Below are 22,650 nucleotides of genomic sequence, written 5' to 3' on the forward strand. Positions count from 1 at the left end.
AGCCTTCCCATGCCTGCTGCTACTGCCGAGGTGATTGTCGAGGCGGCCGACCGCCTGTTCTCGGCGATCGAGAAAAGCGACGTGGACGCCGTCGACCGACTGTGGAGCGACGACATCGCGGTGTGGCGGGTGGGCTCGCGTCGCGACGACGGCAAGACGCGCGCGCTGCGCGTCATCGACTGGTTCGTCGGCGCCACCACCGAGCGCCACTACGAGATTCTCGATCGTCAGCTGTTCGACGACCAATCGGTCAGTGGCTTTGTCCAGCAACATGTTTTGCACGCCACCGGCCACGCCGGCCAATCGATCGCACTGCGCGTCTGCATCGTGATCCGGGTAGCCACGAGTGGCCAGATCAATCGGATCGACGAATACTTCGACCCGGCGGGAATCGCGCCACTGATGGACTAGCTCGATCGACGAATACGGGGTGACGAGATGACCACTTTGGAAACATTGCTGAAAGATCCCGACCTGGCCGGCGTATGGAACGTCGTCGCGGACCGTTCGGAAATCACGTTCAAGATCAAGAACATGTGGGGCCTGATCAACGTCAAGGGCCGCTTCGCCGACTTCAGCGGCGACGGCCAGCTCACCGGAAAGGGCGCGGTCTTCGGTCGCCTGGACATCCGGACCGCATCGCTGGATACCGGAGTCGGACGTCGCGACCACCACCTGCGCTCGCCCGATTTCTTCGACGTCGAGCGCTTCCCCGATATCGACGTCGTCGTCACCGCGGTGCACCCGACCGAGGGCAGGACCGCGGATCTTCGGGTCAACTTCACGATCAAGGGCGTCACCGCGCCACTCCCGCTGCCCGCAGCAATCACCGAACTCGAGGACGGCTCGATCCAGATCACCGGGAAAACCCAGGTGGACCGGGCCCAGTTTGACCTGGGCTGGAACAAGTTCGGCATGGTCGGCTCGGCGGCGACGGCGGCAGCGACGATCGTCTTCGCGCGGTCGGCCCGGTAAGTCGAGCGCGACGCAGTAGCATCTGCACCGTGCCCGCCTCCACCATTGCCCTGCGGATCCTCGTCTACAGCAGCAACGTCCAAACCCGCGAACGCGTGATGCGGGCACTCGGCAAGCAACTGGCTCCGGATCTGCCCGAGTTGAGCTACGTCGAGGTGGCGACCGGTCCGGCCGTGGTGCGCACGATGGACGAGGGCGCGATCGACCTGGCCATCCTCGACGGCGAGGCCGCCCCGACCGGGGGCATGGGAATTGCCAAACAGCTCAAGGACGAACTTGCGGTCTGCCCACCGCTGGTCGTCCTCACCGGCCGCCCCGACGATGCGTGGCTGGCCAACTGGTCGCGTGCCGAGGCCGCGGTGCCCCACCCCATCGACCCCATCGTGTTGGGCAAGACGGTGCTCGGGCTGCTACGCGCGCCCGTTCGCTAACTCGACCGAATCGCGCTCGGTGGGCGAGGACGGCGCGACACCCACGAGACGTATCGCCATCGCGTGCATGGTCGGCACCGCCGTCGAGTTCTACGACTTCTACATCTACGGAACCGCGGCGGCGCTGGCGTTCCCCACCGTCTTCTTCCCGCACCTGAGCCCCGCGATGGGCACGATCGCCTCGATGGGCACCTTCGGCGCCGCGTTCATCTCCCGGCCGCTCGGCGCGGTGGTGTTCGGACATTTCGGCGACCGCCTGGGCCGCAAGACGACCCTGGTCGCGACGCTGCTGATCATGGGCCTGTCCACCGTCGCGGTGGGGTTGATTCCCAGCGCGGCGGCGATCGGCGTCGCCGCGCCTCTGCTGGTGCTCACCCTGCGGGTGTTGCAGGGGTTCGCGGTCGGCGGCGAGTGGGCGGGGTCGGCCCTACTGGGCGCCGAATACGCACCCGCGGGCAAACGCGGCCAGTTCGGCATGTTCACTCCGCTCGGCGTCGGAGTCGCGCTCGTGCTCAGCAGCTCGACCTTTCTCGTGGTCAACACCACCATCGGCCAAGCAAGCCAAGCGTTTGTCGAATGGGGATGGCGGGTGCCGTTCCTGCTGAGTGCGGTGCTCATCGCGATCGCCCTCTACGTGCGGCTCAACATCGGCGAAACCCCGGTGTTCACGGCCCAACGCGCGCCGTCGCGGGCGCCGATCGCCGAGGCCATCCGGCACCGGCCCGGTTACGTCGTCCTGGCTTCGGGCAGCGTCGTCGCCGTGTTCTGCTTCGTCTTCATGGCCGGCACCTACCTCGCCAGCTACGCGCACAGCCGCCTGGCACTCTCGTCGAACGCCGTCTTGTGCGCCGGGATATTGGGTGGTCTGGCGTGGACCGCGGTGGTGCCGTTGTCCGCGTGGATGTCCGACCGATTCGGGCGCCGGCCCGTCATCCTTTGCGGCTGGATCCTGGGGTTGCCCTGGTCGCTGGCGATCATCCCGCTGATCCAAACCGGCAACGCCGCGCTGTTCGCGGTCGCCATCGTCGGCATCTACGCGGTCGCGGCGCTCGCTTTCGCGCCCATGACGTCGTTCATCCCCGAGCTGTTTCCCACCCGATACCGCTACAGCGGGGCCGGCCTGGCGATGAACTTGGCCGGCATCGTCGGCGGCGCCGGGCCGCCGCTGATCGCCCAACCCCTCACCCACCACTACGGCGCCGGGGCCATCGGGCTGATGATGGCAGCCCTGGTCGTGGTCAGCCTGGTGTCGACGTATCTGCTACCCGAAACGAAGGGAACATCGCTCGCCGCCAACGAAAGCCGGCCGGCGACGACACGGTCGGACTGACCGCACAGGTGGGCCGCCGGCCATATTTTCCGGCGCATCGTGAGTCGAATCACAGAAGTGTCACGAATATCCACCCCGGCCAAGCGCGTCGGGGATCGCGACGCTATGTTGAAGATCACTGTGACGGGCTTCAGCCAAGTCCGTCACAGCAGCCCGGTACCGCCTGGCCGCTGCAGGCGGCTCGTACGTCGGATCTTGGAGCGAGTTGAACGTCTACATACCCATCCTGGTGCTAGGAGCGATCGCAGCCGCTTTTGCCATTGGCTCGGTCGGCATCGCGAGCATCGCCGGCCCGTCGCGGTACAACAAGTCGAAGCTGGCGGCATACGAGTGTGGGATCGAACCCACCGCGACGCCGGTGAGTGGCCCGCACGCGACGCCCGGCCAACGGTTTCCGGTGAAGTACTACCTGACCGCGATGCTCTTCATCGTCTTCGACATCGAGATCGTCTTCTTGTATCCCTGGGCGGTCAGCTACGACGCGCTGGGGACGTTCGCCCTGGTCGAAATGGTGATATTCATGCTCACGGTCTTCGTGGCGTACGCCTATGTGTGGCGCCGCGGCGGCCTGACGTGGGATTGAGGTAAGACGTGGGCCTGGAAGAACAGCTGCCTGCCGGCATATTGCTGGGGACTGTCGAGAAGATCGCCGGCTACGTTCGCAAGAACTCGCTGTGGCCGGCAACGTTCGGGCTGGCGTGCTGCGCGATCGAGATGATGGCAACGGCCGGACCGAGGTTCGACATCGCCCGGTTCGGCATGGAGCGATTCTCGGCGACACCGCGGCAGGCCGATCTGATGATCGTGGCCGGGCGGGTCAGCCAGAAGATGGCCCCGGTGCTGCGCCAGATCTACGACCAGATGGCCGAGCCGAAGTGGGTGCTGGCCATGGGCGTGTGCGCGTCATCGGGCGGCATGTTCAACAACTACGCGATCGTGCAGGGTGTCGACCACGTCGTTCCCGTCGACATCTACCTCCCGGGCTGCCCGCCCCGCCCGGAGATGCTGCTGTACGCAATTCTCAAGCTGCACGAGAAGATTCAGGAAATGCCGCTCGGCGTCAATCGCGAGGAGGCGATCTCTGAAGCCGAGCAGGCAGCGCTGAGCGCGCGGCCCACGATCGAAATGCACGGGCTGCTGCGATGAGCTCACCTGACCACGACCCAAAGGTAGCGGCCAGCGAGGTGGGTGGATCCATTCCTACCGCCGACGACGAAGTAATCAACGTTCGCAAAGGCATGTTCGGTGTCACCGGCACCGGTGACACCTCCGGATACGGGCGGCTGGTGCGCGAGGTCACGCTGCCCGGCGGCAGCCCCCGACCCTACGGCCGCTACTTCGACGACGTTGCCGACCAACTGGCCGAGTCGCTGAAACGCGCGGACATCGACTTCGACGATGCGATAGAGAAAGTCGTCGTCGACCGCGACGAGCTCACCCTGCACGTGCGCCGCGAGCTGCTGCCGCAGGTTGCCCAACGGCTGCGCGACGAACCGGAGTTGCGCTTCGAGCTGTGCCTGGGTGTCAACGGTGTGCACTACCCGCACGAGACCGACCGCGAGCTGCACGCCGTCTACCCACTGCAGTCGATCACGCACAACCGTCGGCTTCGGCTGGAAGTGGCTGTGCCAGACGGTGATCCGCATATCCCCTCGCTGTTCGGGATCTACCCGACCAACGATTGGCACGAGCGCGAGACCTACGACTTCTTCGGGATCATCTTCGACGGCCACCCGGCGCTGACCAGAATCGAGATGCCCGACGACTGGCAGGGGCATCCGCAACGCAAGGACTACCCACTCGGCGGCATCCCGGTCGAATACAAGGGCGCGCAGATACCTCCGCCCGACGAGCGGAGGGGCTACAACTAATGAGCACTACCAAAGAGTCGACGCACGATGGTGGCGCCGCCGAGACCGTGCTGGTCGCCGGCGGGCAGGACTGGCAAGAGATCGTCCAGGCCGCGCGGGACGCGGACCCCGGTGAACGCATCGTCGTCAACATGGGCCCCCAGCACCCGTCCACCCACGGAGTGCTGCGGCTGATCCTCGAGATCGAGGGCGAGACGGTCACTGAGGTGCGCTGCGCGATCGGCTACCTGCACACCGGGATCGAGAAAAACCTCGAGTACCGCTACTGGACCCAGGGCGTCACGTTCGTGACCCGAATGGATTACCTGTCACCGTTTTTCAACGAGACGGCGTACTGCCTGGGTGTGGAGAAGCTGCTCGGCATCACCGACGAAATACCCGAACGCGTCAACGTCATCCGGGTGATGATGATGGAGCTCAACCGGATTTCGTCGCACCTGGTCGCGCTGGCGACCGGCGGCATGGAGCTGGGCGCGATGACGCCGATGTTCGTCGGCTTCCGGGGCCGCGAAATCATGCTCACGCTGTTCGAATCGATCACCGGCCTGCGGATGAACAGCGCCTACATTCGTCCGGGTGGCGTGGCGCAAGACCTGCCGCCGGGCGCGAAAGACGAAATCGCAGAAGCCCTCACGCAATTGCGGCAACCGCTGCGCGAAATGGGCGACCTGCTCAACGAGAACGCCATCTGGAAGGCCCGCACCGAAGGTGTCGGTTACCTGGACTTGACCGGCTGCATGGCGCTGGGCATCACCGGGCCGATCCTGCGATCCACGGGTTTACCGCACGACCTACGCAAAAGCGAACCGTATTGCGGTTATGAGAACTACGATTTCGACGTCATCACCGATGACGGTTGTGATGCTTACGGGCGCTACATCATTCGCGTCAAAGAGATGTGGGAGTCGGTCAAGATCGTGGAGCAGTGTCTGGACAAACTGCAGCCGGGTCCCACCATGGTCGAGGACCGCAAGATCGCCTGGCCCGCGGACTTGAAGGTGGGCCCGGACGGAATGGGTAATTCACCGGAGCACATCGCCAAGATCATGGGCGGTTCGATGGAGGCCTTGATCCACCACTTCAAGCTGGTGACCGAGGGCATCCGGGTTCCGGCCGGCCAGGTCTACACCGCCGTCGAATCGCCGCGCGGCGAGCTCGGCGTGCACATGGTCAGCGACGGCGGCACCCGCCCCTACCGAGTGCACTATCGGGATCCCTCCTTCACCAATCTGCAGGCGGTTGCCGCGATGTCCGAGGGTGGACTGGTGGCCGACCTGATCACCGCGGTCGCCAGCATCGACCCCGTCATGGGCGGGGTGGACCGATGACGGCCAGCGTCGAAGGCCCCAGCGGCGAGCGGGTCTTCATCAGGCTCGGGCCGCCGCCGGAGGAGCCCAACCAGTTCGTGGTTGACGGTGCGCCGCAAAGCTATTCGCCGGAAGTCCGGGCGCGGCTGGAGGTCGACGCCAAGGAAATCATCGCCCGCTACCCCGACAAGCGCTCGGCGCTGTTGCCGTTGCTGCACCTGGTCCAGGCCGAGGACTCCTACCTGACGCCGGCCGGACTGGAATTCTGCAGTGAGCAAGTGGGATTGACCGGCGCCGAGGTGTCGGCGGTGGGCAGCTTCTACACGATGTACCGCCGCGGACCCACGGGTGAATACCTGGTCGGCGTGTGCACCAACACGCTGTGCGCCGTGATGGGCGGCGACGCGATATTCGCCGACCTCAAAGAGCATCTCGGCATCGGCAACGACCAGACCACCGGCGACGGGACCGTCACGCTGCAGCACATCGAGTGCAACGCCGCGTGCGATTTCGCCCCGGTGGTGATGGTCAACTGGGAGTTCTACGACAACCAAACTCCGGAATCGGCACGCGAACTCGTCGACTCGCTGCGCTCGGGCGAGCCCAAGGCCCCCACCCGCGGCGCGCCGCTGTGCAAATTCCGCGAGACCTCGCGGATCCTGGCCGGCCTGCCCGACGAGCGCCCCGACGAGGGCCAAGGTGGCCCCGGCGCAGCGACTCTCGCCGGTCTGCGGGTGGCGAAGGAAAAGGGCATGGAGGCCCCGCCGGCTGCCGGGGGCAAGTCATGACGACGCCGCTGACCCCGGTCATCACCCGCTACTGGGATGACCCCCAGTCGTTCACGATGGCCACCTACCAGCGCCACGACGGCTACCAGGCGCTGCAGAAGGCTCTGAAGATGGAGCCCGACGCGGTGATTGGGGCCGTGAAGGATTCGGGTCTGCGCGGTCGCGGCGGCGCGGGCTTCTCGACCGGAACGAAGTGGTCGTTCATCCCGCAGGGCGATTCCGGCCCGGCCGCCAAGCCGCACTACCTGGTGGTCAACGCCGACGAGTCGGAACCTGGTACGTGCAAAGACATTCCGCTGATGCTCGCCATACCCCACCTGCTGGTGGAGGGCGCCATCATCGCCTCCTACGCCATCCGCGCCAGCCACGCGTTCATCTACGTGCGCGGCGAAGTGGTGCCGGTGCTGCGCCGGTTGCAGAACGCGGTGGCCGAGGCGTACGCCGCGGGCTTCCTGGGCCGCGACATCCTGGGCTCGGGCTACGACCTGGAATTGGTGGTGCACGCGGGTGCGGGCGCCTACATCTGCGGCGAGGAAACCGCTCTGCTGGAGGGTCTGGAGGGCCGGCGCGGCCAACCGAGGCTGCGGCCGCCGTTCCCCGCGGTGGCCGGCCTCTACGGCTGCCCCACGGTGATCAACAACGTCGAGACCATCGCCAGCGTGCCGCCGATCATCCTCAACGGCGTCGACTGGTTCCGATTGATGGGCAGCGAGAAATCACCGGGCTTCACGCTGTATTCGCTGTCCGGCCACGTCACCAACCCGGGCCAGTACGAGGCCCCGCTGGGGATCACCCTGCGCGAGTTGCTCGACTACGCCGGCGGCGTGCGCGCCGGGCATCGGCTCAAATTCTGGACGCCGGGCGGGTCGTCGACACCGCTGCTCACCGACGAGCACCTCGACGTGCCGTTGGACTACGAGGGCGTCGGCGCGGCCGGCTCGATGCTGGGCACCAAGGCGCTGGAGATCTTCGACGAGACCACCTGCGTGGTACGCGCCGTGGCGCGCTGGACCGACTTCTACCGGCACGAATCCTGCGGAAAGTGCACGCCCTGTCGGGAGGGCACCTTCTGGCTCAGCCAGATCTACGAGCGCCTGGAATCCGGCAGGGGCACCACCGAAGACCTCGATAAGCTGCTCGACATCTCCGACGCCATCCTCGGGAAGTCGTTCTGCGCGTTGGGCGATGGTGCGGCCAGCCCGGTGATGTCGTCGATCAAACACTTCCGCGACGAGTACATCGCCCACGTCGAAGAGGGCAGGTGCCCGTTCGATCCTCGCGACTCGATGTTGACCGCGAATGGAAAGGCATGACAGCCCCATGACCTCTGTTTCTGATGCGGCCAAGCCTGACACCGAGGAACGTCCGCCGGACATGGTGACGCTGACCATCGACGGAGCCGAAATCAGTGTTCCCAAGGGAACTCTGGTGATTCGCGCGGCCGAGTTGATGGGCGTGCAGATCCCGCGGTTCTGCGACCACCCGCTGCTGGACCCGGTCGGCGCCTGCCGGCAATGCATGGTCGAGGTCGAGGGACAGCGCAAACCGATGGCATCGTGCACCATCGTGTGCACCGACGACATGGTGGTGCGCACCCAGCTCACCTCCGAGGCCGCGGACAAGGCCCAGCACGGCGTGATGGAGTTGCTGCTGATCAACCACCCGCTGGATTGCCCGATGTGCGACAAGGGCGGCGAATGCCCGCTGCAGAACCAGGCAATGTCCAACGGCCGCACCGATTCTCGCTTCGAAGACGTCAAGCGCACGTTCGCCAAGCCGATCAACATCTCCTCGCAGGTGTTGCTCGACCGGGAGCGCTGCATCCTGTGCGCCCGCTGCACGCGGTTCTCCGACCAGATCGCCGGCGACCCGTTCATCGACATGCAGGAGCGCGGCGCGCTGCAGCAGGTCGGCATCTACGCCAACGAGCCCTTCGAGTCGTACTTCTCCGGCAACACCGTGCAGATCTGCCCGGTGGGTGCGTTGACCGGGACCGCGTACCGTTTCCGGGCCCGCCCGTTCGACCTGGTGTCCAGCCCCAGCGTGTGCGAGCACTGCGCCGGCGGCTGCGCCGAGCGCACCGACCACCGCCGCGGCAAGGTGCTGCGCCGCCTCGCCGGGGACGACCCCGAGGTCAACGAGGAGTGGAACTGCGACAAGGGCCGGTGGGCTTTCCGCTACGCGACACAGCCCGACGTGATCACCACTCCCCTGATCCGCGATGCGGACGGCCAGCTGACGCCGGCCTCGTGGCCACACGCGATCGCCGTCGCGGTCGCCGGACTCGACGCGGCCCGCGGGCGCGCCGGGGTGCTGGTCGGCGGCCGGGTCACCTGGGAGGACGCCTACGCGTACTCAAAGTTCGCCCGAATCATGTTGGACACCAACGACATCGACTTCCGCGCCCGGCCGCACTCGGCCGAGGAAGCCGACTTCCTGGCGGCTCGGGTCGCCGGCCGGCCGCTGACCGTCAGCTACTCCGACCTGGAATCGGCGCCGGTGGTATTGCTGGTCGGCTTCGAACCCGAAGAAGAAGCACCCATCGTGTTTTTGCGGCTGCGCAAGGCGGCCCGCAAGCACCACCTCCCGGTGTACGCGATCGCCCCGTTCGCCACCCGCGGGCTGCACAAGATGTCCGGGACGTTGATCACGACGGCTCCCGGTGCTGAGCCGGCGGCGCTGGACGACCTGGCCACCGGCGAGGTCGCCGACCTGCTGTCCAAGCCCGGCGCGGTGATCATGGTCGGAGAGCGCCTGGCCACGGTCCCGGGTGGGTTGTCCGCCGCGGCCCGGCTCGCCGATGCCACGGGCGCCAAGCTGGCGTGGGTGCCGCGTCGCGCCGGTGAGCGCGGCGCGCTGGAAGCCGGTGCGCTGCCGGGACTTCTGCCGGGCGGGCGTCCGGTCGCCGACGAGGCTGCGCGCGCGCAGGTCGCCGCGGCGTGGAACGTCGACGAGCTGCCCACCGCACCCGGACGCGACGTCGACGGCATCCTGGCCGCCGCCTCCGACGGGACGCTGGGCGCGCTGCTGGTTGGCGGGATCGAACCCGCCGACTTCGCCGACCCGGGCGCGGTGCGGGCCGCACTCGACGCCGCGAACTTCGTGATCAGCCTGGAGCTGCGGCACAGCGAGGTCACCGAACGCGCCGACGTGGTGTTCCCCGTCGCGCCGACCACGCAGAAGGCCGGGGCATTCATCAACTGGGAGGGCCGTTTCCGGCCGTTCGAGCCCGCACTGCGCGGCACCACCCAGCAGGCCGGCCAGTCGGATCACCTGGTGCTCGACGCGCTGGCCGACGAGATGGGCGTCTATCTGGGCATGGCCAACGTGCAAGCGGCCCGCGACGAGATGAACGCACTGGGCTTCTGGGACGGCGAGTACGCCGCGCCACCTTCGGTTTCGGCCGGCGAGCCCGCCCAACCCGGAACTGGTGAAGCGGTGTTGGCCGGCTGGCGGATGCTGCTCGACAACGGCCGCTTGCAAGACGGCGAACCGTATTTGGCCGGGACCGCGCACGCGGTCGTGGTCCGGTTGTCGGCCGATTCGGCAACCGAGATCGGCGCCGCCAACGGTGACGCGGTCACAGTCAGCACGTCGCAAGGCTCGATCACCTTGCCGCTGGCCGTAACCGAGATGCCCGACCGGGTGGTGTGGCTTCCGCTGAACTCGGCGGGATCGGCAGTGCATACCGATCTCGGCGTCGCCGTCGGCGATGTCGTGCGAATTGGAGCGGGCTCATGACGGGCTTGGCCGCCTTCGGGCACGACACCTGGTGGCTGGTGCTGGGCAAGGCGCTGGCCATCTTCGTGTTCCTGATGCTCAACGTACTGCTCGCGATCCTGATGGAACGCAAGATTCTCGGCTGGATGCAGCTGCGCCCCGGCCCCAACCGGGCGGGACCGTGGGGCGCACTGCAGAGCCTGGCCGACGGGATCAAGCTGGCCCTCAAGGAGAGCATCACCCCGGGCGGCGTCGACAAGTTCGTTTACTTTGCAGCGCCGGTCTTTTCGACGATTCCGGCGTTCACCGCGTTCGCGTTCATCCCGTTCGGTCCCGAGGTGTCGGTGTTCGGCCACCGCACACCCCTACAGCTGACCGACCTACCGGTTGCGGTGCTGTTCATCCTGGGGCTGTCCGCGATCGGGGTGTACGGCATCGTGCTGGGCGGCTGGGCCTCCGGGTCTACCTACCCGCTGCTCGGCGGGGTGCGGTCCACCGCGCAGGTCATCTCGTACGAGGTCGCGATGGGGCTGTCGTTCGCGGCGGTGTTCCTCTACGCCGGCACCATGTCGACGTCGGAAATCGTTGCCTCCCAAGACCGCGTCTGGTACGTGTTCCTGTTGTTGCCGTCGTTCATCATCTACCTGATCTCGATGGTGGGTGAGACCAACCGCGCCCCATTTGACCTGCCCGAGGCCGAGGGCGAGCTGGTTGCGGGATTCCACACCGAGTATTCGTCGCTGAAGTTCGCGATGTTCATGCTCGCCGAATACGTCAACATGATGACGGTTTCGTCACTCGCCACCGTTCTGTTCTTCGGCGGCTGGCACGCGCCATGGCCCCTGGACATGTGGGCCGGCGCCAACACCGGCTGGTGGCCGGTGCTCTGGTTCACCGCCAAGATGTGGACCTTCCTGTTCATCTATATGTGGTTGCGAGCGTCGCTGCCGCGGCTGCGTTACGACCAGTTCATGGCGCTGGGCTGGAAGTTGCTGATCCCGGCCTCGCTGGTGTGGGTGCTGATCGCGGCGATCATCCGCACCGCGCGCAACCAGGGCTACCCGCACTGGACGCCGATACTGGTGGTCAGCAGCCTCGCCTTCGCCGTCATCGTTGTGCTGCTACTGCGAAAGCCGTTCGCCACACCCAGCACTCGCGCCCTGGAGCGCGAGCTCCGGCGGCAGCGCAAAGAAAGCCCCGGCCTGCAAAGCATTGAGCCGGTATTCCCCACACCGCCACTGCCGAAGGCGCCGACTCGTGCGCTGCCGGTCGGTGCGAGCAAGGAGAACCCAGGTGGCTAAATTCTTCGACGGTGTCGCCGGATTCGGCGTGACGTTCAGCTCGATGTTCAAAAAGAGGGTCACCGAGGGATATCCGGAAAAGCCCGGCCCGGTCAAGCCGCGCTACCACGGCCGTCACCAACTCAACCGGTATGAGGACGGACTCGAGAAATGCATCGGCTGCGAGCTGTGCGCCTGGGCCTGCCCGGCCGACGCCATTTACGTCGAGGGCGCCGACAACACTGACGAGGCAAGGTTTTCCCCGGGCGAACGCTACGGCCGGGTGTATCAGATCAACTATCTGCGCTGCATCGGCTGCGGTCTGTGCATCGAGGCCTGCCCCACCCGGGCGTTGACGATGACCAACGACTACGAGATGGCCGACGACAACCGGGCCGACCTGATATACGAAAAGGACAAGCTGCTCGCGCCGCTGCTGCAGAACATGCTCGCGCCGCCGCACCCCAGGGCCGAAGGCGCCACCGACAAGGACTACTACCAGGGCAACGTGACCGCGGACGGCCTGAGCGTGCGAAGCGACCCGAAAGAAGCAGCCGGAGACGCGCGGTGACTACCGCTTACCTGGCCGCGAACCTGGCGACCGACGCCATCGTTCGCACCTCCACCGGTGAGGCCGTGACGTTCTGGGGGCTAGGCGCGCTGGCGGTGATCGGTGCGGTCGGTGTGGTGCTGGCGGTCAACGCCGTGTACTCGGCGATGTTCCTGGCGATGACGATGCTCATCCTGGCGGTCTTCTACATGGTCCAGGACGCACTGTTTTTGGGTGTGGTTCAGGTCGTGGTCTACACCGGCGCGGTGATGATGCTGTTCTTGTTCGTGCTGATGCTGATCGGCGTGGACTCCGCGGAATCCCTGAAGGAAACGCTGCGCGGACAGCGCGTCGCCGCGATGATCGCCGGACTCGGATTCGGCGTCTTGTTGATCGCCGCCATCGGCAACCTGTCCACCGGCGGCTTCGTCGGGCTCACCACCGCCAATGCCAACGGCAACGTGGAAGGCCTGGCCGCGCTGATCTTTTCGCGGTACCTGTGGGCATTCGAACTCACCAGCGCGCTGCTGATCACCGCCGCGGTCGGCGCGATGATCCTGGCGCACCGGGAGCGTTTCGAGCGCCGCAAGACCCAGCGCGAACTCTCCCAGGAGCGCTTCCTGCCCGGCGGGCATCCCACCCCGCTGCCCAACCCGGGCATCTACGCACGCCACAACGCCGTCGACGTGGCGGCGCGGCTGCCCGACGGCTCGTACTCGGAGCTGTCGGTCTCCCGGATCCTGCGGCTGCGCGGCGGCGACGGCAACGAGATCCCCTCCCCCGAAACGGTCAAGGGCGGCACCTCATGAATCCGGCCAATTACCTGTATCTTTCGGCACTTCTCTTCACCATCGGAGCCTCGGGTGTGCTGCTGCGCCGCAACGCCATCGTGATGTTCATGTGCGTCGAGCTCATGCTCAACGCCGTCAACCTGGCGTTCGTCACCTTCGCGCGCATGCACGGCCACCTCGACGGGCAGATGATCGCATTCTTCACGATGGTGGTGGCAGCCTGCGAAGTCGTCATCGGCCTGGCCATCATCATGACGATTTTCCGTGCCCGTAAATCGGCGTCCGTCGACGACGCGAACCTACTCAAAGGCTAAGAACGCCACGATGACTGACTACACCTGGCTGCTGGTGGCGCTCCCACTCGCGGGCGCAGTGATCTTGCTGTTCGGGGGCAGACGCACCGACGCGTGGGGCCACTGGCTGGGCGTCCTGGCCGCCCTCGGGGCATTCGCCGTCGGCGCCACGCTGCTGTCGGACCTGCTGAACCGAGACGGCGAGCACCGTGCCATCCACCAGACGGTGTTCACCTGGATCCCGGTCAACCAATTCCAGGTCGACTTCGGGCTCCAAATCGACCAACTGTCAATCTGTTTCGTGCTGCTGATCTCCGGGGTGGGATCGCTGATCCACATCTACTCGGTCGCCTACATGGCCGAAGACCCCGACCGCCGCCGGTTCTTCGGCTACCTCAACCTCTTCCTGGCCTCCATGCTGCTGCTGGTCGTCGCCGACAACTACCTGGTGCTCTACGTCGGATGGGAAGGCGTGGGCCTGGCGTCCTACCTGCTGATCGGCTTCTGGTACCACAAGCCGTCGGCGGCCACGGCGGCCAAGAAGGCGTTTGTGATGAACCGCGTCGGCGACGCCGGCCTGGCCGTGGGCATGTTCCTGATGTTCACCACATTCGGCACCCTCTCGTACGCAGGGGTTTTCGCGGGCGCACCCGCCGCCGGACGCGGCGTGCTGACGGCGATGGGACTGCTGCTGCTGCTCGGCGCCTGCGCCAAGTCGGCCCAGGTCCCGCTGCAGGCCTGGTTGGGTGACGCGATGGAGGGCCCCACCCCGGTGTCCGCCCTGATCCATGCCGCCACCATGGTGACCGCCGGTGTCTACCTGATCGTGCGGTCCAACCCGCTGTACAACCTGGCGCCCGGCGCACAACTGGGCGTCGTCCTCGTCGGCGTCGTCACCCTGTTGTTCGGGGCCTTCATCGGCTGCGCCAAGGACGACATCAAGCGGGCGCTGGCGGCATCGACGATGAGCCAGATCGGCTACATGGTGCTGGCCGCGGGCCTCGGCCCCGCCGGTTACGCGTTCGCGATCATGCACCTGCTCACCCACGGCTTCTTCAAGGCCGGCCTGTTCCTCGGGTCGGGCTCGATCATCCACGCGATGCACGAAGAGCAGGACATGCGGCGCTACGGCGGCCTGCGCAAGGCGTTACCGGTCACGTTCGTCACGTTCGGGCTGGGCTACCTGGCGATCATCGGCGTGTGGCCGTTCGCGGGCTTCTTCTCCAAGGACGCCATCATCGAGGCGGCGCTGGGTGTCGGTGGCGTGCGCGGCTACACGCTGGGCGGGGCCGCGCTGCTGGGTGCGGGCATCACCGCGTTCTACATGACCCGCGTCATGCTGATGACCTTCTTCGGTGAAAAGCGTTGGGCCCCAGGTAGTCACCCGCACGAGGCGCCGGCACTGATGGGGGGGCCGATGATCCTGCTCGCCTTCGGCTCGGTGTTCTCCGGCTTCCTGTTCACCTACGGCGACTCCCTGCCGCACTGGCTCGAGCCGGTCGTCGGAGTACACGAAGAGGCCGCCCACGGGTTCCCGGCAGGGGCGGTCAGCGCCGTGGCCCTCGTGGTCGTCGCCGTCGGCGTCGCGGTGGCCTACCGGATGTACGGCGGCAAGGTGGAGATCCCGGGCGTGGCGCCGGCTCGGGTTTCGGCCCTGACGACGGCCGCGCGCAGAGACCTCTACGGCGATGCCTTCAACGAGGAGGTGTTCATGCGCCCTGGCGCGCTACTGACGGGCACGCTGACCGTGTTCGACGACGCCGGTGTGGACGGCTCGGTCAACGCGCTGGCCGCGCTGGTGAGCCGCACCTCGAATCGCCTGCGCGGGTTGCAAACCGGCTTCGCGCGCTCGTATGCGCTCTCGATGCTGGCCGGAGCCGCACTGGTGATCGCGGCGATCCTGGCGGTGCGGGCATGATGAACTCGAACATTCCCTGGCTGTCGGTGCTGTGGCTGGTTCCACTGGCCGGGTCGATACTGATCATCCTGCTGCCGCCGGGCTGGCGTCAGGTCGCCAAGTGGAGCGGCGTCGTCTTCAGCGTCGCGACGCTGGTCGTGGCGCTCATGGTCGCGGCGGGCTTCAAGACCGGCGGGGCGCCATACCAATTCCTGGAAAACCACCCGTGGATACCGGCTTTCGGCGCCGGATACAACCTCGGCGTGGACGGCATCGCGGTGGTGCTGGTGCTGTTGACCGCCATCCTGATTCCGCTGCTGCTGGTGGCCGGCTGGAACGACGGCGGCCAGAGCACCCGGGGCGTGCATGCCTACGTCGCGCTGACGCTGGCCATCGAGTCGATGGTGCTGATCTCGGTGATCGCGCTGGACGTGCTGCTGTTCTACGTGTTCTTCGAGGCCATGCTGATCCCGATGTACTTCCTCATCGGCGGCTTCGGCAAGGGCGCCAACAGGTCTCGCGCCGCGGTGAAATTCCTGCTGTACAACCTCTTCGGCGGCCTGATCATGCTGGCGGCGGTGATCGGGCTGTATGTGGTTACCGCGCAGCACGGCTCGGGCACCTTCGACTTCCGGGAGATCGTCACCGGCATCTCGTCGGGCCGCTTCGCCGGCGTGGACCCGGCGGTGTTCAAGGCGCTGTTCCTGGGCTTCATGTTCGCGTTCGCCGTCAAGGCGCCGCTGTGGCCGTTCCACCGCTGGCTGCCCGACGCCTGCGTCGAGGCCACCCCGGCCACCGCGGTGTTGATCACCGCGGTGATGGACAAGGTGGGCACCTTCGGCATGCTGCGCTACTGCCTGCAGCTGTTCCCTGACGCGTCAACGTATTTCCGCCCGCTGATCGTGACGCTGGCCATCATCGGGGTGATCTACGGCGCCATCGTCGCGATCGGGCAGACCGACATGATGCGCCTGATCGCCTACACCTCGATCTCCCACTTCGGCTTCATCATCGCCGGCATCTTCGTGATGACCACCCAGGGGCAGAGCGGCTCGACGCTGTACATGCTCAACCACGGCCTGTCGACGGCGGCGGTGTTCCTGATCGCGGGCTTCCTGGTGACACGGCGCGGCAGCCGCTTGATCGCCGACTACGGCGGCGTCCAGAAGGTGGCGCCGATCCTGGCCGGCACCTTCCTGGTGTCGGCCATGGCCACCCTGTCTCTGCCGGGGCTCGCGCCGTTCGTCAGCGAATTCCTTGTCCTGCTGGGCACTTTCAACCGCTACTGGCTCGCGGGCGCGTTCGGGGTGACGGCCTTGATCCTGGCCGCGATGTACATGCTCTGGCTCTACCAGCGGGTGATGACCGGCCCGGTGGCCGAGGGCAACGAGAAGATCACCGATCTGCGGGCGCGCGAACTGCTGGTCGTGGCGCCGCTGCTCGCGCTGCTGTTCGTGCTGGGCGTCTACCCCAAGCCGGTCCTCGACATCATCAATCCGGCCGTAGACCACACCATGATCACCATCGGTGCGCATGACCCCGCGCCGAGCGTGCCGATGACCGTCGTGAAACCGGCCTCGAAACCGGAAGCAGCACCCCGCACTGTCGAAGGACCGCACCGATGACTCTGCCCACTCCCAGCATCGAGTACTTCCTGCTGTGCCCGATGCTCATCGTCTTTTCCGTCGCGGTCGTGGGCGTGCTGGTGGAAGCGTTCGTGCCCAGGCGATCTCGCTACGTAACGCAGGTGACGATCGCGCTGGCCGGTTTGGTCGCGGCGTTCGTCGCGATCATCAAGGTGGCCCAATCACTTCCGGCCTCGGGCCGCAGCGCGGTGCTGGGGGCGGTGGCCATCGACCGGACCACCCTGTACCTGCAGGGCACCGTGGTACTCGTCGCCGTGCTGGCGGTCATCTTCATCGCCGAACGGGCGCACGCCAAAACGGAAACCAAGGTGGCGGTGGGTGCCCCCGCGGGCGGGCTGGATTCCTTTACGCCGCAAGCATCCGCAGTCCCCGACAGCGCCGCCGAGCTCGAGGCCGAGCGGGCGGGCGCCGCCCAGACCGAGCTCTTCCCGCTGGCGCTGCTGTCGGTGGGCGGCATGATGGTGTTCCCGGCGTCCAACGACCTGCTGACGATGTTCGTCGCGCTGGAGGTCTTATCGCTGCCGCTGTACCTGATGTGCGGGCTGGCCCGGCACCGGCGACTCATGTCGCAGGAATCGGCGATGAAGTACTTCCTGCTGGGCGCCTTCTCGTCGGCGTTCTTCCTCTACGGTGTCGCGTTGATCTACGGCGCGACCGGCACGCTGCTGCTCCCCGGCATCCGGGATGCCCTTGCCGCACACGGCGATAGCTCGCTGGCGCTGGTCGGTGTCGCGCTGCTGTCGGTGGGCCTGCTCTTCAAGGTCGGCGCGGTCCCGTTCCACTCGTGGATTCCGGACGTGTATCAGGGCGCGCCAACGCCGATCACCGGGTTCATGGCGGCGGCCACCAAGGTCGCGGCGTTCGGCGCACTGCTGCGGGTGGTCTATGTCGCGCTGCCCCCGCTACACGCCGAATGGCGTCCGGTGCTGTGGGCGATCGCGATCCTGACGATGGCGGTCGGCACTGTCACCGCGGTAAACCAGAGCGACGTCAAGCGCATGCTGGCGTACTCGTCGGTCGCGCACGTCGGTTTCATCCTGACCGGTGTGATCGCCGACAACGCGGCGGGCCTGTCGGCCACCCTGTTCTATCTGGTCGCCTACAGCTTCAGCACGGTCGGCGCATTCGCCATCGTCGGCCTCATCCGCGACGCCGACGGCGTCGAGGACGCCACGCTGTCGCGCTGGGCCGGGCTCGGTCAGCGCTCGCCTATTGTCGGCGTGATGCTTTCGATGTTCCTGCTGGCCTTCGCGGGCATCCCGTTGACCAGTGGCTTCATCAGCAAGCTGACGGTGTTCAAGGCCGCCGCCCAGGGCGGCGCGGTGCCGCTGGTGATCATCGGTGTGATCGCCAGCGGGGTCGCGGCATACTTCTACGTGCGCGTGATCGTGTCGATGTTCTTCACCGAACCGACCGAGAACACCCCGCAGGTCGTCGAGCCGGGCATCCTGAGCAAGATCGCGATCGCGGTGTGCGCCGCGGCGACCGTGGCGCTGGGGATCTTCCCGCAGCCGCTGCTCGACCTGGCCGACCACGCCGCCCAGCTGCTGCACTGATCAGTTCAGGAACGGGCGCGTCGCCACGACGTAGATCGTCAGCACCGCCAGCGGCGCCACCAGTGGCAGCCATGGAACCTGCACTGGAAACGACGTCGCGACCAAACCGACGAACGTAAATCCCACGGCCGCAGCGATTGTCGGCCAGCTGCCCAGGACGGCGGCGGGGCGCGGGCCGACCGCGTGCCGGCACACCAGGTAGGCGGCGGCGCACAGTCCGGACAGCGCGGCGAGCAGCTGCGGCGGACCGGCCAGCACGATCGTGGCGACGGCCAGCAAGACGGCGATCGTCGCGGCGGGGCGAAACACGATTCCCGCGCCGACCGCGATCACGGCCGCCGCCGCGGCGGCGAGTGGGAGCCCGTGCGTCCCGACGGCGGCCGCTCCGGCCATCAGCAGCCCGAATGCCGTTGCCAGCGTGGCGGTCCCGGTTTCCGCCAGAGACGTCATCGCTACCCCCGCACCCGCACCCGCGCCCGATGCCGGCGATCCGGCAGCAGGTTCATCGACTGCTCCAGGCTGCGGCCGGTCTGCCACGACACGATGTCGACACCGATGGTGGCCATGTCGCGGTACATCGAGGCGCGCTGCAGCGCCCATAGCCGTTCGACGAGAGAGTCCTGTTCGCCGTCGAACGGGAGGCGGTCGAGGATGTCGACAGCGACCACGACGTGCCCGCGCCTGCGCAGGTCGATCAGCGCCAGCGCGAACTCGGTATCCAGCAGTGTGGAGAACGCGATGACGATCGCGCCGGCCGGAATCGCCGCGCGCGGTGCCAGTGTGCCGGTGGTGTTTTCGAAGCGGTCGCCGGCACCGAGCACCGTGTCGAGGACGCGATAGAACTGACGCTGGCCGATGTCCGCGCCCAGCCAGCGCGGGCGATTGTCCCCCAGCGCGACGATCCCGGCACGGTCACTGTGACGTAATGCGGTCTGCACCACCTGAGCCGCCCCGCGCACGATGCGCTCGGTGGATTCGGTCGCCGGGCCCGCCGGCTGCCGGTAGGTGTCGATGAGCACCACCACGTCGGCCGCGCGGTCGGTCAGCCGCTCGGTCACGTGCAGCTGACCGCGGCGAGCGCTCACCGGCCAATTGACGGACCGCAGTTGGTCGCCCGGCACGAAGGGGCGGATGTCGGCGTACTCGACGCCGGGGCCGAGGTGGCGGGTCAGGTGGGCGCCTAGGCGATCGAGCAGCTCGGTCGGCGGGATGGGTGTGGACTGCGGCGGCGTCAGCGGGAAGACGATGACCTCGGCGGCGTCGACGATCGCCGTCCCCGCGACCAGCCCGCCGCGGGCGACCACATCGATTCGGGCCCGGATGAAATACCGGCCCCAGCGCTGCGCGGACGCGGCAACCGTCTTGCCCTGGCGCCCTTGCGAATCGAGCACTTCGAGCTGCATGCCCTCGATGCCGGGAACCGTCAGTTCGACCGACGAGGCCTGGCCGGGTCCGGCCTCCTCGGTCACCCACACGGCCAGCCGCGCCTGCTCGTCTTCGAAGCAACGCTGCGAGTCGGGGTCGGCGTGCACCCGGATCGACGGCACGGGGCGCTGCCAGCTGATCGAGCAGAGCACCCCGAGCAGGGGCGCCGCGAAGGCGATGAGTTCCCAGCGGCCGCTGATCACCGCGACGGCCAGCGCCACACCCGCACAGGTCGCAATGGCCCGCGTGAGTTGCGAGGCGCGCCAGTGGAATTCGGGGTCGCTGCGGTCGGTCACGGCGGGCTCATTGAGCGTCGCCGTGCCCGGAGGCCGTTCTGGGCACCGGTAGGCGCCGCAACAGTTCCCCGACGACGTCGGCGCCCTGGATCTTGCGCACCCACATCTCGGGTCGCAATGTGATCCGGTGCGCGATCGCCGCCGTGGCAAGCTCTTTGACGTCCTCGGGGATCACGTAGTCGCGCCCAAGCAGCAACGCGCGGGCACGGGCCAGCTGAACCAGGTCGAGTTCGGCGCGCGGGCTGGCGCCCACCGCGACCTGCGGATGGCGCCGGGTCGCGGTGGCCAGCGAGACCACGTAATGCAGGACGTCCTCGTGCACGGTGACCTGCTCGACGGATTCGCGCATCGCCAGCAGATCGTGGGCGTCCACCACCTGGTTGACCGTCGGCTCGGCCGAACCCCGGTCCAGCCTGCGGCGCAGCATCGACGCCTCGTCGCGCTCGGACAGATAGCGCAGTTCCAGCCGCATCGCGAACCGATCCAGTTGCGCCTCCGGTAGCGGGTAGGTGCCCTCGTACTCGATCGGATTGTCGGTCGCCAGCACGACGAACGGCGCGGGCAGCTTGTGGGTTTCGCCGTCGATACTGACCTGGCGCTCGGCCATCGCCTCGAGCAACGCGGCCTGCGTCTTCGGCGGTGTTCGGTTGATCTCGTCGGCGAGCAGCAGGTTGGTGAAGATGGGTCCGGAGCGGAAAGCGAAACGTCCCGACTGCATGTCGTAGATCGTCGAGCCAAGCAGGTCGGCCGGCAGCAGGTCAGGGGTGAACTGGACCCGGGTGAAGCGCAGCCCCAGCGCTGCGGCGAACGATCGTGCGATCAGCGTCTTGCCCAGGCCGGGCAGGTCTTCGATGAGCACGTGTCCGCGCGCGAGGACGGCGGTGAGAATCAGCGTCAGAGCGGCGCGCTTTCCCACCACCACGCGTTCGATCTCGTCGAGCACGGCCTCACAGTGCGCGGTGGTGGTCGCGGCTGGCATCGTGGCACCCTCGGTCATACCTGTTCCAACTTTCGCAGGATCTCTTCGAACGCCTCGCGGCCCGGGCCCGGCTGGTGGTCACCGGAACGAGTGATGTTGTTGGGGTTGATCCAATCCCAGAGTTCGGGGCCGAACAGCATGCGGCCGGAGGCGTGAAATGCCGCCGGGTCCTTGGCCAGTCGTTGGCCGGTGGCAATTTCGTAGCGCCGCGCGAGCATGGGCCGCAGGTGCCGGTCCCAGTCGCCGCGGGTGGACTCCGACCACCGCACCGTCGTCTCGGTGGTGGCAAGCCAGCGGCGCAGCGACTCCCCCGGCTCGTCGGCGTCCAGCTCCCCCTCGGGCTGCTGGTCGCTGCCCAGGATGCGGCGGATGCTGAGCAATACCAAAGCCAGCGCGACGCCGGCCGCCGCCACGACGAACCGGCGATCCTGCACGGTCAATGCCAGCAGCTCCACCACGACGATGAGGCAAACACCAAGGGCGATAAGCCTTCTCATACGGGGCTCCGGAGTTCGTTCAAGACCAGCTCCAGCACGTTCACCGCCGTCTCGCGATGCCCCTCGCTCATCACGTGCGGCGAAAACCGGGCCTCTTCAAACAGGTTCACCAGCTCGACGGCGTTATCGGCTTGCAGCGCACGGTGTTCGACGGCGCGGGCCAGAACCTCGGTCGGGGTGTCGAACTCCTGGGGAACGGCACCGGGAACATTCGCGAGCTCGCGCTCCATCGTGGCGTAGCACGCGATGATCGCCTCCCGCGGCTCGCGGCTGAGGTCGACCATCTCGGCCAATCCGAGCTCGGCCGCCCGCGCCAGCGACTCGGAACGTCTTGGCGGAACATCGGATTCGGTGTCACCCTCGGCAAGGCTGGCCGGCGCCGGGCCTCGCGACCGCCGCTTACTGAGGATCGTTCCCACGACGAGCAGCAGCATCATCGGGATCACGGCGGCCAGAAGAACTCCGAACATATCGCCGTTCTCGTTGCGCGGGCGCCGGGGTTGCGGCGGCTGGCCGCCGTGCGGTGGGGCCTGTGCGCCCACGTCAGGTGGCGCCCCCGGCGGCGGGGCGTCGTGCGGCAGCCATAACCGGGACAGCAGCATCGCGATGATCAACCACGCGACGATCACGCCCAGGCCGATAAACAACACCCGCCAGCTCGGCCTGCCCCGGCCGGTGCCCAGCATGTCGGAGAGATCCCTCGTGGTGGGCGCTGCCACGCGCGGATCCCGCAGCCGAGCGATGACCGCCACCCCGAGCAGTGTCAACGTCGCGCTCAACAAGACGATGACGAACATCGTGGCCGCGCGACCACCGCCCGGCTCGGCATGCGTCATCCGGTCGCGTGCCGGCAGATACCCGCGCAGGGCGGCCGCGACAACGATCAACAGCACGATCAGCGCAACAACACGCCTCGTCGGCTTGTCAACACCGGGCATTGGCACACCACTCGACCGGTTTACCCGCCGCCGTTGCGGCACAGGCTTGTTTCATACTTGCATGTCAGGTGGTCATGTGG

General features: G+C 67.1%; 23 protein-coding genes. 18 read left to right on the forward strand and 5 right to left on the reverse strand.

Annotated features, from left to right (window positions below):
- Positions 1-9 precede the first annotated feature (9 nt).
- The 18 genes from MRAB57_RS01005 (at position 10) to nuoN (ending at position 18,435) form a co-directional block, all read left to right on the forward strand.
- A complete protein-coding gene (locus MRAB57_RS01005; RefSeq protein WP_077085901.1) occupies positions 10-411 on the forward strand; it encodes a nuclear transport factor 2 family protein in 402 nt (133 codons plus the stop codon).
- Between the two features lie 27 nt (positions 412-438).
- Positions 439-975, forward strand: coding sequence for a YceI family protein (locus MRAB57_RS01010; protein ID WP_077085902.1), 537 nt, complete (start codon positions 439-441; stop codon positions 973-975).
- Between the two features lie 29 nt (positions 976-1,004).
- Positions 1,005-1,406: an Rv3143 family two-component system response regulator gene (locus MRAB57_RS01015; protein WP_077085903.1), complete on the forward strand. Its 402-nt coding sequence runs from the start codon at positions 1,005-1,007 to the stop codon at positions 1,404-1,406.
- A 67-nt stretch (positions 1,407-1,473) separates the two neighbouring features.
- Positions 1,474-2,736, forward strand: coding sequence for an MFS transporter (locus tag MRAB57_RS01020; RefSeq protein ID WP_077085904.1), 1,263 nt, complete (start codon positions 1,474-1,476; stop codon positions 2,734-2,736).
- Positions 2,737-2,941: 205 nt separating this feature from the next.
- On the forward strand, positions 2,942-3,319 hold the full coding sequence (locus tag MRAB57_RS01025) for an NADH-quinone oxidoreductase subunit A (protein WP_077085905.1): 378 nt from the start codon (positions 2,942-2,944) through the stop codon (positions 3,317-3,319).
- Positions 3,320-3,327: 8 nt separating this feature from the next.
- Entirely contained in the window at positions 3,328-3,882 is a 555-nt protein-coding gene (locus MRAB57_RS01030; protein ID WP_077085906.1) for a NuoB/complex I 20 kDa subunit family protein, read from the forward strand.
- The gene (locus tag MRAB57_RS01035) at positions 3,879-4,607 is read left to right on the forward strand and encodes an NADH-quinone oxidoreductase subunit C (RefSeq protein WP_077085907.1); all 729 of its coding nucleotides are present in this window, start codon (positions 3,879-3,881) and stop codon (positions 4,605-4,607) included. The genes MRAB57_RS01030 and MRAB57_RS01035 overlap by 4 nt, the downstream gene beginning before the upstream one ends.
- Complete coding sequence (gene nuoD, locus MRAB57_RS01040) at positions 4,607-5,935, forward strand: NADH dehydrogenase (quinone) subunit D (protein WP_077085908.1); 1,329 nt, start codon at positions 4,607-4,609, stop codon at positions 5,933-5,935. The genes MRAB57_RS01035 and nuoD overlap by 1 nt, the downstream gene beginning before the upstream one ends.
- A complete protein-coding gene (gene nuoE, locus MRAB57_RS01045; protein ID WP_077085909.1) occupies positions 5,932-6,702 on the forward strand; it encodes an NADH-quinone oxidoreductase subunit NuoE in 771 nt (256 codons plus the stop codon). Before nuoD ends, nuoE begins: the two co-directional genes overlap by 4 nt.
- A complete protein-coding gene (gene nuoF / locus MRAB57_RS01050) occupies positions 6,699-8,015 on the forward strand; it encodes an NADH-quinone oxidoreductase subunit NuoF (protein WP_077085910.1) in 1,317 nt (438 codons plus the stop codon). Before nuoE ends, nuoF begins: the two co-directional genes overlap by 4 nt.
- 7 nt (positions 8,016-8,022) lie before the next feature.
- Positions 8,023-10,443: an NADH-quinone oxidoreductase subunit G gene (locus tag MRAB57_RS01055; protein WP_077085911.1), complete on the forward strand. Its 2,421-nt coding sequence runs from the start codon at positions 8,023-8,025 to the stop codon at positions 10,441-10,443.
- Positions 10,444-10,448: 5 nt separating this feature from the next.
- Entirely contained in the window at positions 10,449-11,723 is a 1,275-nt protein-coding gene (gene nuoH, locus MRAB57_RS01060; protein WP_173813986.1) for an NADH-quinone oxidoreductase subunit NuoH, read from the forward strand.
- Positions 11,680-12,273 carry an NADH-quinone oxidoreductase subunit NuoI gene (nuoI, locus tag MRAB57_RS01065; protein WP_077085913.1) on the forward strand — a complete coding sequence of 198 codons (594 nt, stop codon included), beginning with the start codon at positions 11,680-11,682 and terminating at the stop codon, positions 12,271-12,273. Before nuoH ends, nuoI begins: the two co-directional genes overlap by 44 nt.
- 11 nt (positions 12,274-12,284) lie before the next feature.
- Positions 12,285-13,061, forward strand: a complete 777-nt coding sequence (locus MRAB57_RS01070; protein ID WP_077090308.1) for an NADH-quinone oxidoreductase subunit J — start codon at positions 12,285-12,287, stop codon at positions 13,059-13,061.
- The gene (gene nuoK, locus MRAB57_RS01075) at positions 13,058-13,357 is read left to right on the forward strand and encodes an NADH-quinone oxidoreductase subunit NuoK (RefSeq protein WP_025735676.1); all 300 of its coding nucleotides are present in this window, start codon (positions 13,058-13,060) and stop codon (positions 13,355-13,357) included. Before MRAB57_RS01070 ends, nuoK begins: the two co-directional genes overlap by 4 nt.
- A gap of 10 nt (positions 13,358-13,367) precedes the next feature.
- The gene (nuoL, locus tag MRAB57_RS01080) at positions 13,368-15,254 is read left to right on the forward strand and encodes an NADH-quinone oxidoreductase subunit L (RefSeq protein ID WP_077085914.1); all 1,887 of its coding nucleotides are present in this window, start codon (positions 13,368-13,370) and stop codon (positions 15,252-15,254) included.
- On the forward strand, positions 15,254-16,858 hold the full coding sequence (locus MRAB57_RS01085; RefSeq protein WP_077085915.1) for an NADH-quinone oxidoreductase subunit M: 1,605 nt from the start codon (positions 15,254-15,256) through the stop codon (positions 16,856-16,858). The genes nuoL and MRAB57_RS01085 overlap by 1 nt, the downstream gene beginning before the upstream one ends.
- Entirely contained in the window at positions 16,855-18,435 is a 1,581-nt protein-coding gene (gene nuoN, locus MRAB57_RS01090; protein WP_077085916.1) for an NADH-quinone oxidoreductase subunit NuoN, read from the forward strand. The genes MRAB57_RS01085 and nuoN overlap by 4 nt, the downstream gene beginning before the upstream one ends.
- Here the strand turns inward: nuoN and MRAB57_RS01095 are convergent, their stop codons facing one another.
- Genes MRAB57_RS01095 through MRAB57_RS01115 form a run of 5 tightly spaced genes read right to left on the reverse strand, consistent with a single transcriptional unit; the run spans position 18,436 to position 22,570 of the window.
- On the reverse strand, positions 18,436-18,885 hold the full coding sequence (locus MRAB57_RS01095) for a hypothetical protein (protein WP_077085917.1): 450 nt from the start codon (positions 18,883-18,885) through the stop codon (positions 18,436-18,438). It abuts the gene before it with no gap.
- A gap of 2 nt (positions 18,886-18,887) precedes the next feature.
- Positions 18,888-20,156 (reverse strand): DUF58 domain-containing protein, encoded by a 1,269-nt coding sequence (locus MRAB57_RS01100; RefSeq protein WP_077085918.1) that lies wholly within the window; start codon positions 20,154-20,156, stop codon positions 18,888-18,890.
- A 7-nt stretch (positions 20,157-20,163) separates the two neighbouring features.
- Positions 20,164-21,135 carry an AAA family ATPase gene (locus MRAB57_RS01105; protein WP_108638034.1) on the reverse strand — a complete coding sequence of 324 codons (972 nt, stop codon included), beginning with the start codon at positions 21,133-21,135 and terminating at the stop codon, positions 20,164-20,166.
- 14 nt (positions 21,136-21,149) lie between these two features.
- The gene (locus tag MRAB57_RS01110) at positions 21,150-21,632 is read right to left on the reverse strand and encodes a hypothetical protein (RefSeq protein ID WP_077085920.1); all 483 of its coding nucleotides are present in this window, start codon (positions 21,630-21,632) and stop codon (positions 21,150-21,152) included.
- Entirely contained in the window at positions 21,629-22,570 is a 942-nt protein-coding gene (locus MRAB57_RS01115) for a DUF4129 domain-containing protein (protein ID WP_077085921.1), read from the reverse strand. Before MRAB57_RS01115 ends, MRAB57_RS01110 begins: the two co-directional genes overlap by 4 nt.
- Positions 22,571-22,650 lie beyond the last annotated feature (80 nt).

This window comes from Mycobacterium rhizamassiliense (assembly GCF_900157375.1).
GTDB classification, from domain to species: Bacteria; Actinomycetota; Actinomycetes; order Mycobacteriales; family Mycobacteriaceae; genus Mycobacterium; species Mycobacterium rhizamassiliense.

Bases quoted from the DNA above. Each gene is read 5' to 3' on its own strand.
- MRAB57_RS01005 (WP_077085901.1), top strand. From the start codon at position 10: ATGCCTGCTGCTACTGCCGAGGTGATTGTCGAGGCGGCCGACCGCCTG.
- MRAB57_RS01010 (WP_077085902.1), top strand. From the start codon at position 439: ATGACCACTTTGGAAACATTGCTGAAAGATCCCGACCTGGCCGGCGTA.
- MRAB57_RS01020 (WP_077085904.1), top strand. From the start codon at position 1,474: ATGGTCGGCACCGCCGTCGAGTTCTACGACTTCTACATCTACGGAACC.
- MRAB57_RS01035 (WP_077085907.1), top strand. From the start codon at position 3,879: ATGAGCTCACCTGACCACGACCCAAAGGTAGCGGCCAGCGAGGTGGGT.
- nuoD (WP_077085908.1), top strand. From the start codon at position 4,607: ATGAGCACTACCAAAGAGTCGACGCACGATGGTGGCGCCGCCGAGACC.
- nuoE (WP_077085909.1), top strand. From the start codon at position 5,932: ATGACGGCCAGCGTCGAAGGCCCCAGCGGCGAGCGGGTCTTCATCAGG.
- nuoF (WP_077085910.1), top strand. From the start codon at position 6,699: ATGACGACGCCGCTGACCCCGGTCATCACCCGCTACTGGGATGACCCC.
- MRAB57_RS01055 (WP_077085911.1), top strand. From the start codon at position 8,023: ATGACCTCTGTTTCTGATGCGGCCAAGCCTGACACCGAGGAACGTCCG.
- nuoK (WP_025735676.1), top strand. From the start codon at position 13,058: ATGAATCCGGCCAATTACCTGTATCTTTCGGCACTTCTCTTCACCATC.
- nuoL (WP_077085914.1), top strand. From the start codon at position 13,368: ATGACTGACTACACCTGGCTGCTGGTGGCGCTCCCACTCGCGGGCGCA.
- MRAB57_RS01085 (WP_077085915.1), top strand. From the start codon at position 15,254: ATGAACTCGAACATTCCCTGGCTGTCGGTGCTGTGGCTGGTTCCACTG.
- nuoN (WP_077085916.1), top strand. From the start codon at position 16,855: ATGACTCTGCCCACTCCCAGCATCGAGTACTTCCTGCTGTGCCCGATG.
- MRAB57_RS01095 (WP_077085917.1), bottom strand. From the start codon at position 18,885: ATGACGTCTCTGGCGGAAACCGGGACCGCCACGCTGGCAACGGCATTC.
- MRAB57_RS01105 (WP_108638034.1), bottom strand. From the start codon at position 21,135: ATGCCAGCCGCGACCACCACCGCGCACTGTGAGGCCGTGCTCGACGAG.
- MRAB57_RS01110 (WP_077085920.1), bottom strand. From the start codon at position 21,632: ATGAGAAGGCTTATCGCCCTTGGTGTTTGCCTCATCGTCGTGGTGGAG.
- MRAB57_RS01115 (WP_077085921.1), bottom strand. From the start codon at position 22,570: ATGCCCGGTGTTGACAAGCCGACGAGGCGTGTTGTTGCGCTGATCGTG.